The sequence below is a fragment of the Planococcus maitriensis genome, assembly GCF_003289925.1.
Lineage (GTDB): Bacteria > Bacillota > Bacilli > Bacillales_A > Planococcaceae > Planococcus > Planococcus maitriensis.
In genome coordinates, this window is record NZ_QLZQ01000001.1 from 1,285,383 (window position 1) to 1,296,281 (window position 10,899).

Consider the following 10,899-nt stretch of genomic DNA (forward strand, 5'->3'; position numbering starts at 1 on the left):
CGGCGCAGGGAAAAGTTTCATCTTGCGCATCTCTATCCCTTATTTTACGTGAATGGCACAGTCAATACAAACTTCCGGACCGTTGACCAACAGCGCATTAATCCTTTACAATTTCCCATAAATTTGGCATAATGCTTATAAGGATTTTTTAGAAGGATTAAAAATAGTTTGGAAAAAATTCAGAAAGTTTTTAGATTTGTTTGACTTTTATAGTCAATTTGATATAATTAAGGTAATTCAACATACGAACTTCCGCAACAGCTATTCACATATTCCCAAAAGTGATCAGCAAGTGCCGGTACTTTTGGGAATATGTGAATTTTTTTATGAAAGTTCGCATATTGAAAAATTTTGTTTACCACAGGAGGTAATTTAAGATGCAAGAAGGTACAGTAAAATGGTTTAACTCAGAAAAAGGTTTTGGCTTCATCGAAGTTGAAGGCGGCGACGATGTATTCGTACACTTCTCAGCGATTCAAGGCGAAGGCTTTAAAACGCTTGACGAAGGACAGCGCGTGGAATTTGAAGTAGAGGAAGGCAACCGCGGACCTCAAGCTACTAACGTAACTAAACTTTAATTCTCCAATCCAAGAACTGCCGTAATGGCAGTTCTTTTTTTATGGGAATTTCTCCTGAACTGCATCCATTGTTTAATCTTCCCGCTTATTCGGGTATATCCTAAATAGATTGCCAAGAAAATTGGAGGGGAAGTATCCATGCAGGGAAAAGTAAAAGAATTTAATGATGACAAAGGATTCGGCTATATCGAAGGCGATACGGGCGAACTGTTCTATTTTGAGACGATCAACATCAATGAGGAAGGATTCCGCCGCTTCATGCCGAATCAGCACGTCGAATTCACCGTCTATGACGGTGCAACTGGGAAGGAACGGGTAGCGACAAACGTCACATTGGTCTTCTGATTGCCGGAGGAAAGGGGAACGTATATGGGAAACGAATATTTGAGCAAGCCATTGCCAAGTGAGGAAAAACAACAGGATTTTTATCAAAAGCTTCGCGTGAGAGTGCATAATTGGCTGGAAAGTAAATCCTCGAAACTGGATTCAGCAGGCCAGTTCGTCTTTTTTGCGCCAGACCTTTTCCATCTATTGACGCGCCTGCTGCTCGACAGCCGCATCGATAAAAAAAGCAAAGCCTATGTCGGTGCCGGTGTGCTTTACTTTATGGCACCGATCGATTTTCTTCCTGAAATCCTTGTCGGGCCGGGCGGATTCATGGACGACGTCATCGTAGCGGTTTACGTCATCAATACTGTCTTGAACCGATTCCCGAAAGAAGTCGTCACGGAACACTGGGCAGGAGACGAAGACCTGTTGAAAGTGCTCAGTAAACTGGCGGATTCCGGGGACCAGCTGGCGGCGAAGCTCCCAGCAGGCAAAGCCGTGAAACGCTTCCTGAAATAAATCCTTAGCACAAAAAAAGCCCCTCAGAATTTCATTTCTGAGGGGCTTGCCTGTGTCAGGAGATTATTTGGCGATGCCTTGCGCTTCTTTCCATTCCAAAAATTCATCGTAAGTCAATTGCTTGTCGAGGATCGAACCGTCTTCCTGGATTTCGATCACGCGGTTCGCAACGGTCTGGATAAATTGATGGTCATGGGAAGTGAAGACCATGGCGCCTTTGAATGCGATCATGCCGTTGTTCAAGGCTTGGATCGATTCGAGGTCCAAGTGGTTGGTCGGTTCATCCAATAACAGCACATTGGCATGCGACAGCATCATTTTCGATAGCATGCAGCGCACTTTTTCGCCACCGGACAAGACGGAAGGTTTCTTTTTCACTTCTTCGCCAGAGAACAGCATTCTGCCGAGGAATCCGCGTAGGAAGGTTTCGCTCTCGTCTTCCGGTGAGTACTGGCGCAACCACTCCACGAGGGAAGTTTCGTTGCCTTCGAAGTATTCGGTGTTGTCGATCGGCAAATACGCACGTGATGTAGTGACACCCCAGCGGGCCGAGCCTGTAGCCGGTTCGTCTTCCTCAGCCAGGATGCGAAGAAGGGCGGATTTTGCCAACGGGTCGCCGATTAGGACGATTTTGTCATCTTTGTTCATATTGAAGCTGATGTTGTTCAATAATTGTTTGCCGTCAACCGTCTGGCTGAGGTCTTTTACCGTCAACACATCGTTGCCGATTTCGCGGCCGATGGTGAAGTTGACGAATGGGTATTTACGTGAAGATGGGCGAATGTCGTCCAGCTCGATTTTATCGAGCATTTTCTTCCGTGACGTCGCCTGCTTGGATTTCGAAGCATTGGCGGAGAAGCGGGCGATAAAGGCTTGAAGCTCTTTGATCTTTTCTTCTTTTTTCGCGTTCTGGTCGGATGCCAGGCGCGTCGCCAATTGGCTGGATTCATACCAGAAATCGTAGTTCCCGACATACAGCTGGATTTTACCGAAGTCAAGGTCAGCGATATGCGTGCACACTTTGTTCAGGAAGTGGCGGTCATGCGATACGACGATAACGGTATTATCGAAATTGATCAGGAACTCTTCAAGCCATTGGATCGCCTTCAAATCCAAGTGGTTGGTCGGCTCATCGAGCAGGAGAACATCGGGCTTGCCGAATAGAGCTTGTGCCAAAAGCACTTTGACTTTATCGGATCCGGATAGTTCTGCCATTTTCTTGTCGTGAAGATCCTCGGAAATGCCAAGGCCCTGCAAAAGGATGGCGGCTTCGGATTCCGCTTCCCAGCCGTTCAATTCAGCGAATTCGCCTTCGAGTTCAGCAGCGCGCATGCCGTCTTCGTCGGAGAAGTCTTCTTTCATATAGATGGCGTTTTTCTCGGACATGACTTCATAGAGTGTTTTATGGCCCATGATGACCGTCTCGAGGACCGCATGCTCTTCGTATTCAAAATGGTTCTGCTTCAATACGGCAAGTCGTTCGCCAGAACCCATGGAGACATTCCCTGATTGTGCTTCAAGTTCGCCGGAAAGAATCTTGATGAATGTCGATTTACCGGCACCGTTTGCCCCGATCAAGCCGTAGCAATTGCCTGGGTTGAACTGGATGTTGACATCTTCAAATAATTTGCGGTCGCCAAAACGCAAAGATACATCATTTACTGCTATCATTATTATTCGTCCTCCTAAAATTCACAATATGAATAGTATAACACGAATACGCCCTAAACCGGTAGCGTTCAAAGCCCGTGTCAGCTAAACTAATAGAGGAAATGCTTCATCGGCTTTTTCGCCGGAGATATGCGTCCAATTGACCGAGTTCTTTATTTAACAGATATTCCATTTGTACATATTCGCGCCTGCCCGGAACATGTTCCGGCGTCAGGCCCTTCATCGAGAAAATAAAGTAATAGCCGCCGATCTGGCGGAACAGCACGACGACGTGCGGAAATTCATCAAAAGTGGCTTTAATATTATATCGTTTTGCGTAGCTCCAATTTATGAGCTTCATCCAGCAACCCGCCTTTCCAGTCTTATTTTAAGGGAAGCTGTGGCAGGAACACAAGTTTGGTGCTGAGGGATAAGGAGAGAGGAAATATGAAGGAAGTTGGAAAAAAACCGGCCTTGACCGCAGTCATTTTTGCCATCCTGTTAGTGGCGCTCAATTTGCGGCCGGCCATTTCTTCAATCGGGCCGATGCTCGAGCCGATCCGAACGGATCTTGCGCTGACGAATGGCCAAGTCAGTTTATTGACCGCTGTACCCGTCCTGTGCATGGGGGTGTTCGCGCCGTTTGCGATCGTCTTCAACCGCCGTTTCGGGTTGAAGCGTTCCATCGGCTTTTTACTGGCCGCCATCGGCGTGTTCACTTTGGGTCGCGGCTTTTGGCCGAGCTATTTCAACTTATTGCTCAGTTCATTTTTCATCGGCATCGCAATTGCCATTATCGGGCCGATGCTGTCTGCGATGATCAAACGGGATTTCCCAACCCGGACAGCGTCCTTGATCGGCGTCTATTCGTTTGGCATGGGGCTAGGCGCGACACTTGCCGCAGGGTTGACGGGTGTTGTCTATGCCGCTTCCGGATGGCCAGCTGGGCTTGCGATCTGGTCAGGTTTGGCGATTGCTGCGCTGATCATATGGCTAAGAATGCCTGAAGCGAATGGAAAAGGGCAACAAGCAATGCCGGACGATCCGCTGCCGATCAGCGAAAGCCCATGGAAAAATTTGAAGGCGTGGTACATGCTGCTGTTCTTCGGCTTCCAATCGGCCTTCTTCTTCTCGATGCTGACATGGCTCGCTCCCATTGCCATCGACAAAGGCTTAAGCGTCCTGTCGGCAGGCGCGGTCGTCACTGTCATGACGGCAGTGCAGATCGTCTGCAATATTTCCATCCCGCTGCTGTTCAGCCGTTACCCGAACCGGTTTTTATGGGTGTTGGCTGTGCTCGCGTTCGGCACTGCCGGAATCCTGTTATTGATGGTTGCAGGGGCTTGGTCAGTGTGGCTAGCCGCCGCCTTGATCGGCGTAGCGCTCGGCGGGTTGTTCCCGATTGCCTTGCTGTTGCCGCTCGATGCGACAGCGTCAGCCGACGAAGCAAATAGTTGGGCTGCGATGACACAATCGGGCGGTTATTTGATATCGGCGTTCATGCCCTTTATCATCGGGGTGGTCTATGACCGGACAGGCAACCATGACGCCACCTTATGGATGTTCTTGGCATTCGTCCTTTTCATGATCCTCTTTGCTTATTTGCTCAATCGAAAACCTTGAGGGTTTGTCTATTGGACGGGGTTAGTGCCAACCATGAAAAATAAAGCGACAATAGCGGAAACAGGATGGCCCAGGAAGCGATCATCATCGGGGGAATGTCCGCTTCCGGAAGGATGGTTGAGAAGTACCAATAATTCAGTTCAAGCGCTGAGATGAGCGTGACGACGGGGCCGATGAATATCCGGCTCGACAGCAGGGCAGATGCGACACCAAGCAAAATGACGAACGGCGGGAAGAGGATCAACTGCACGAAAAAGATATCCAGTGTGCTAAGCCATTGCATAATAATGCCTCCTGTTGAACACAATGTTGCGGGAAGACCCGCGTATCCTGATTTTAAACTAAGTGAATAATCTGTCAATAAAAAATTCACGGAAATCTCGGGAGCCAATGATCGATGTCATTCATCTTCTATAGGTTTTCGGCATGGAAAAAGCCGGCGCATTAAGCGTCGGCTTTCTTCCACGCAGCTTCCAAGAATTCATCGCGTCCGGACTCGGCGCGGTCTTGTGCGTAATGTTCGGGATTTTTCAAATAGAAATCCTGGTGGTATTCTTCTGCCGGATAGAAAGGCTGGGCATCCTGGATTTCAGTGATTACCGGCTTGTCAAAGCGGCCGCTCTCATCGAGCTGTCTTCTGGATGCGAGCGCCAATTGACGCTGCTTTTCATTATGGACAAATATGGCAGGGCGGTAGGAAGCGCCGCGGTCCTGGAACTGCCCGTCGTTATCGGTCGGGTCGATTTGCTGCCAAAAAATATCCAGTAATTGATCGTATGGGAAGACCGCCGGATCGAAGGTGATTTCGACCGCTTCCAAATGGCCGGAATGGCCGCTTTTCACTTGTTCATATGACGGGTTCGCCAAATGGCCGCCTGTATAGCCGGAAACGACGGATTCGATGCCATCGAATTGGTCGAACGGCTTCACCATACACCAAAAACAGCCACCAGCGAATGTTGCTTTTTCAAACATCGGATTGCCTCCTTCTACTAATAGGCAGCCATCTTCATTTCCATGCAAGGAACGGCCAAAGCCTGAATCAGCTGGCTGGACGTGTCATTGAAGCTGGAATGAGGCACCTGAGAATAAGAAGAATTTTACCACTCCAATAAGGCCCAGACAATAAAAACGTATTGCAGAGGGAAACCTCTTTCTCTTCATATGCGTCTAAACAAATTGTACAGCTCAGAAAGGAATGTAATCATCATGGAAGAACAATACGAAACGAGACAGGCCAGAAAGCGTAAACGATTCCGCCCGAGAGGCAAACTTTTCTTATTATTGATCATTTTATTGCTCGGCGCAGGGGTCTACTTTTTCATCCAATATCAACAAGGCCAGGACATTGCCGGCGAAACCGAAATTGAACCGGAACCCTTTACAGGTGATGAGGACAATAGCGGTTACCAGAATATCCTCGTGCTCGGGGTGGATTCACGCGGGGAAGAGCAATCCCGGACGGATACGATGATGATGGTGACACATGACCGCGAAAACAACGAAGTGAAAATCACTTCGTTCATGCGCGACATCTATGCAGACATTCCGGGCTATCAATCCTATAAATTAAATACCGCGTATTATTTGGGCGGCGTCGATCTGCTGGCGTCGACTTTGCGGGAAATGTTCGGGGTCGAAATCCATAATTATGCGCTTGTCGACTTCAAGAGTTTTGAAACACTCGTCGATATCGCAGCCCCGGGCGGCGTGGAAATCGATGTCGAGAAAGAAATGTCCGAGAAAATCGGCGTGACCTTATCTCCGGGTTTACAGAAATTGAATGGGCAGGAACTGCTGGGCTACGCACGCTTCCGTTCGGATAATGAAGGCGATTTCGGGCGTGTGCGGCGCCAGCAGCAAGTGATTGCTGCATTGAAGGATGAATTGGTCAGTGTGTCATCGATCCCTAAACTGCCGAAACTTGCAGGAGCGGCACAAGGCTATGTCCAGACCGATATGCCTTTGGTCGACCAAATCAAATTGGCGACGCAGCTCGGCACCGGCGGCAGCGGGGAAATCGAGCGGCTGACGATCCCGGTGGAAGGCGGATACAGTTATGCGAATTATCCTCAAGCCGGATCGGTGCTTGAAATTGACCTGGAACAAAACCGCCGTGCGCTGGAAGAATTTTTGTCCCAGCCTCTCGACTAATTTGTCAGATAATATGGTAAACTACAGGTAGAAACCTATACAAAGAAGGGGATTGCCATGCCGCCAGATGACAATAGACCGCCGTTTTTCGCTACCAACTATATCCGCTTTCTGGGCGGGAGGAATACACTCTTCACCTTATTGATCTTAATCTTGATCGGGCTTGTCGTGTTCATCTTCAGGGAAGTGTCGTTCATCTTCAATCCGCTCAATGTATTCATGAAAACGGTCGTCTTGCCGGTCGTCCTGGCGCTTATTTTGTATTATTTGCTGCGTCCGGTACTGCGTTTGCTGGAACGTTTCAAGATCCCGAGAATCTGGGGCATCCTCATCATCTTCCTCGGGGGAATCGGGCTCTTGACTTTGCTGAGCGTTTTGGTATTTCCGTTTTTAAGGGAACAGTTCCAGAACCTGATCGAGGAATTTCCGGATTATTTCATGCGCTTATTGAACAATATCGACCAATTCCTGCGCAATTCCTTGGTCGGTGATTATTACCGGGATTCAAGCTTCAATATCGAAGCCTTGATCGCAACTTTGCCGGCCAGCATCGCTGACACGCTTCAAGCGACCGTGACGGGCATCATCACACGCGTCACCAGCTGGATCTCGACCATTACGGGCGTTATTTTGTCGATAGTCATCGTGCCGTTCATCCTGTTCTATCTGCTCAAAGACGGCGATAAGCTTCCTGGCTATTTCCTGAAGTTGCTGCCGCCAAGATTTCGGGATGATACAAGAGAGGTTCTAAAGGATGCAGACAAGCAATTGGGCGCTTATATCCAAGGCCAGCTCATCGTCGCTTTTTGTATTGGCGTCATGGTCTATATCGGCTTTTTGATCATCGGCATGGATTATGCGCTGCTGCTCGGTGCGCTGGCGATGGTGACAAGCATCGTTCCTTATATCGGCCCGGCCATCGCGATTACGCCCGCCGCGATCATTGCACTCGTCACTTCGCCATTCATGCTCGTGAAACTCGCAATCGTGTGGACTGTCGTACAGTTGGTGGAAGGCAATTTGATCTCTCCGCAAGTAATGGGCAAGACGATGTATATTCATCCTGTCACGATCATTTTCGTCTTGCTGACAGCCGGTTCTTTATTCGGCGTCGTAGGGGTCATCTTGGGGATCCCGATGTATGCATTGCTGCGGGTTATCGTCAGCCATCTGTACAAGCTGTTCAAGCGCCGTTATAACCGGTATGAAACGGACCTGGACAATCAATACGATTACACAGAGCTTTAAAGCGCACTGTTTACAGGAACCTGGAAAGTGGTATGGAGAACTATCAAATGTTGGGGGTATAGATTTTTATGAAATTCAAAGACTTTTTATCTTCGATCGGCATCGGTTCGGTCAAAGTGGACACTGTAGTGGAAAGGCCGCATCTTGAGGAAGGCGAAACACTGAATGGTACCGTCTACTTGGACGGGGGGAGCGGCGATCAGGAAATCGATTACATCGAACTGCAAGTGGTTCGCTTGGTGGAAGATTACAGGGAAGACAGCGATTTTGATTTTTATGAAACGCCGGTTGCCAAGCAGAGCTTGGAATTTGCGGGCGCCGTTAAGTCAAAGAACACGGTCATGCAGCAATTCGAAATCGTGCCAGATGAACGCTGGGTATTGGAGAACGCCAATGCGAAGCTGATCTTGCGGACCATTGTCCATGTGAAAAATGGCGTCGATGTCCAAGATGAAGATGAAATCACGTACGGCAAGATCGATAGCTGAGCAATGAAACGATGGATAAGTAATATTATTATGTAAACCAGAACGCTCTCCTTCACTGCAGAAGGAGGGTGTTTATTCAATATGCAAATGTCACTCTTGAAAGGCATCAGAAGGCTAGGGATGATAAGGACCCGACAGTTTTTGCGGCGGGAAGAATACATGGTGAAAAAACGGGTAAAGAAGACGAGACAAGTTTTTGAGGAGGAATCCAACAAATGGAAGCAGCAAAAAAGTTCCGCGTCGTATATCATTTCGGAGGAGGCGTCGAAGCGGCCAGTACCGTCGAAGCCGATACGCCAAAACAAGCAGTCAGTGGCCTGGATGCGGATGATTTCCGCGAATTTGTCGGCGACAATGACACGTATTACCAGTTTAAGATGGATGAAGTCAAAATGGTCAGCGTCACTGAAGTTAAAGACGGACAATGATCGGAGCGACGCAGACAACCGAAAACCCCCTGCCTTTTTGCCGGCAGGGGGTTTTTTCATGTCCCGCAATAGGTCTGGTATGGCGGAGTTGAAGGGGGCGGAGCGGCCGTATAGGGCTGCTGCTCCTTGGAATGGGCATACGGGTTTTGAAGGGTGGCCAATAGCTTTTCCATCACCCCATAATCCCCCTGCAAAGAAGCTTCCAGTGCCGCTTCGACACGGTGGTTCCGGGGGATGACGGCCGGGTTTCGGCTCTTCATCAATTCCAGGATTTCCTGGGCTGGACGGCCCTCTTGCCGTTGCCGGGATTTCCAGCGCTTGTGCCAGTCCATGAAAGCTTCGCTGTTTAACAGTTGAGGTTCGTCAACTTCCTCGAAGGTCAAGGAACGGAATGTGTTGGTATAATCGGCTTGGTTTTCTTGCATCAATTCCAGTAACCCCTCGATCAATTGTTGATCGTCTGGCATCTCGGTGAACAAGCCCAATTTTTCGCGCATGCCAGCCATATACAATTGATGTTGCAGTTTGACATATTCCTCGAGTGCGTCCTGAAGAGAAGACAATGCCTCTTTTTCAGGGCGGTCATCCAGTAGAGGGAACAGGGACTCGGCAAAGCGCGCCAGATTCCAGCCTCCGATGAGCGGCTGGTTTCGGTAGGCATAGCGGCCGCCGGCGTCAATCGAGCTGAAGACCGCGGATTCATCATAACGGTCCAGGAAAGCGCACGGGCCATAATCGATCGTTTCGCCGCTGATTGCCATATTGTCTGTGTTCATGACCCCATGGACAAAACCGGCGAGCTGCCATTTCGCGATGAGTGCAGCCTGACGTCCAGCCGCCTGCCGGAACAATTCAATATAGCGGTCTGGCCCGGTGATGTCCGGGAAATGGCGATGGATGGTGTAATCGGCTAAAGCCTTCAAATCTTCAGTGGAACGGTATTTTGCGGCGAATTGGAAAGTGCCGACACGGATATGGCTCGAGGCCACCCGTGTCAGGATCGCTCCAGGCTCTGCAGAATAACGCTGGATTTTTTCTCCTGTCAGTACGACTGCGAGGCTTCTGCTCGTTGGAATGCCGAGCGCATGCATACTTTCGCTGATGATGTACTCGCGCAGCATGGGGCCGAGAGAAGCGCGGCCGTCCCCGCTTCGTGAAAAGGGCGTGATTCCTGCACCTTTCAATTGAATGTCGAAAAGCTGGCCCGCTGGAGTTTGCTGTTCACCGATCAAGATAGCGCGGCCGTCGCCGAGCATCGTGAATTGGCCGAATTGATGGCCGGCATACGCCTGGGCGAGCGGAAAGCTGTTTTCTGGAAAACGATTGCCTGCGAACACTTGGAGGAATTCAGGGCTGTCCAGCTGGCCCGTGTCCAGGCCGAGCGTTTTCGCCAATGGTTCGTTTGCAATGACCAATTTAGGCGATGAAACCGGATTGGCTTCCATCGGTGCATACAAGGTTTTCGGCAGGCTTGCATAACTATTCTGCAGTTTCCAGCCGGTTTCTGTGTAGTTCATTGGAGCGCCTCCTATCGACAATTTGTGGAGCATGTCTTTCTGTTATTATAGCCGCAATGAAATCCTTGAAACAACCATAGCGGGCTGGCTCGTGCAAATAGAAAAGCTTGAGCCGTACACCTATCGAAAGGCGCGGCTCAAGCTATTGGTAATCCTCTTAACGTTCTTCAACTGGCACGTATGTCTGCATGCCAGGCCCGATGTATTCCGCACGCGGGCGGATCAGGCGGTTGTTGGAATATTGCTCCAGGATGTGCGCGAGCCAGCCCGACGCACGGGAGACCGCGAAGATCGGCGTGAACAGGTCATGCTCGATGTTCAAGGAGTGGTAAACCGATGCCGAATAGAAATCGACGTTTGGCGGAAG

Annotated in this window: 14 protein-coding genes; 8 read left to right on the forward strand and 6 right to left on the reverse strand. The window is 49.5% G+C overall.

Going from position 1 to position 10,899, the window contains the following annotated elements; translation table 11 throughout:
- Positions 1 to 377: 377 nt before the first annotated feature.
- From DP119_RS06265 to DP119_RS06275, 3 genes are all read left to right on the forward strand, one after another.
- Positions 378 to 578, forward strand: coding sequence for a cold-shock protein (locus tag DP119_RS06265; protein WP_033541967.1), 201 nt, complete (start codon positions 378 to 380; stop codon positions 576 to 578).
- 138 nt (positions 579 to 716) lie between these two features.
- Positions 717 to 923 carry a cold-shock protein gene (locus DP119_RS06270; RefSeq protein WP_112231820.1) on the forward strand — a complete coding sequence of 69 codons (207 nt, stop codon included), beginning with the start codon at positions 717 to 719 and terminating at the stop codon, positions 921 to 923.
- Positions 924 to 947: 24 nt separating this feature from the next.
- On the forward strand, positions 948 to 1,424 hold the full coding sequence (locus DP119_RS06275; protein ID WP_112231823.1) for a YkvA family protein: 477 nt from the start codon (positions 948 to 950) through the stop codon (positions 1,422 to 1,424).
- Between the two features lie 63 nt (positions 1,425 to 1,487).
- On the opposite strand, the gene DP119_RS06280 is transcribed toward DP119_RS06275, so the two are convergent.
- On the reverse strand, positions 1,488 to 3,095 hold the full coding sequence (locus DP119_RS06280; RefSeq protein WP_112231825.1) for an ABC-F family ATP-binding cassette domain-containing protein: 1,608 nt from the start codon (positions 3,093 to 3,095) through the stop codon (positions 1,488 to 1,490).
- 106 nt (positions 3,096 to 3,201) lie between these two features.
- Complete coding sequence (locus tag DP119_RS06285; protein ID WP_068869215.1) at positions 3,202 to 3,435, reverse strand: hypothetical protein; 234 nt, start codon at positions 3,433 to 3,435, stop codon at positions 3,202 to 3,204.
- Positions 3,436 to 3,521: 86 nt separating this feature from the next.
- Here DP119_RS06285 and DP119_RS06290 point away from each other — a divergent pair, with 86 nt between their 5' ends.
- Complete coding sequence (locus DP119_RS06290) at positions 3,522 to 4,697, forward strand: MFS transporter (protein WP_112231827.1); 1,176 nt, start codon at positions 3,522 to 3,524, stop codon at positions 4,695 to 4,697.
- On the opposite strand, the gene DP119_RS06295 is transcribed toward DP119_RS06290, so the two are convergent.
- Positions 4,681 to 4,980, reverse strand: coding sequence for a hypothetical protein (locus tag DP119_RS06295; protein ID WP_112231829.1), 300 nt, complete (start codon positions 4,978 to 4,980; stop codon positions 4,681 to 4,683). The two genes, DP119_RS06290 and DP119_RS06295, sit on opposite strands and share 17 nt — an antisense overlap.
- A 161-nt stretch (positions 4,981 to 5,141) precedes the next feature.
- On the reverse strand, positions 5,142 to 5,672 hold the full coding sequence (gene msrA / locus DP119_RS06300; protein WP_112231831.1) for a peptide-methionine (S)-S-oxide reductase MsrA: 531 nt from the start codon (positions 5,670 to 5,672) through the stop codon (positions 5,142 to 5,144).
- A 234-nt stretch (positions 5,673 to 5,906) separates the two neighbouring features.
- Between msrA and DP119_RS06305 the strand changes: the two genes are divergently transcribed.
- The 4 genes from DP119_RS06305 (at position 5,907) to DP119_RS06320 (ending at position 9,015) form a co-directional block, all read left to right on the forward strand.
- Complete coding sequence (locus DP119_RS06305) at positions 5,907 to 6,851, forward strand: LCP family protein (RefSeq protein ID WP_112231833.1); 945 nt, start codon at positions 5,907 to 5,909, stop codon at positions 6,849 to 6,851.
- A 57-nt stretch (positions 6,852 to 6,908) separates the two neighbouring features.
- Positions 6,909 to 8,099 (forward strand): AI-2E family transporter, encoded by a 1,191-nt coding sequence (locus DP119_RS06310; RefSeq protein WP_112231835.1) that lies wholly within the window; start codon positions 6,909 to 6,911, stop codon positions 8,097 to 8,099.
- A gap of 68 nt (positions 8,100 to 8,167) precedes the next feature.
- Positions 8,168 to 8,587 carry a sporulation protein gene (locus tag DP119_RS06315; RefSeq protein ID WP_112231837.1) on the forward strand — a complete coding sequence of 140 codons (420 nt, stop codon included), beginning with the start codon at positions 8,168 to 8,170 and terminating at the stop codon, positions 8,585 to 8,587.
- Between the two features lie 215 nt (positions 8,588 to 8,802).
- Entirely contained in the window at positions 8,803 to 9,015 is a 213-nt protein-coding gene (locus DP119_RS06320) for a hypothetical protein (RefSeq protein WP_112231839.1), read from the forward strand.
- Between the two features lie 56 nt (positions 9,016 to 9,071).
- Here DP119_RS06320 and DP119_RS06325 read toward each other — a convergent pair whose 3' ends face one another.
- The gene (locus DP119_RS06325) at positions 9,072 to 10,532 is read right to left on the reverse strand and encodes a protein adenylyltransferase SelO (protein ID WP_112231841.1); all 1,461 of its coding nucleotides are present in this window, start codon (positions 10,530 to 10,532) and stop codon (positions 9,072 to 9,074) included.
- Between the two features lie 157 nt (positions 10,533 to 10,689).
- On the reverse strand, positions 10,690 to 10,899 hold a 210-nt coding region (locus tag DP119_RS06330; RefSeq protein WP_276308707.1), incomplete at its 5' end, for a citrate/2-methylcitrate synthase.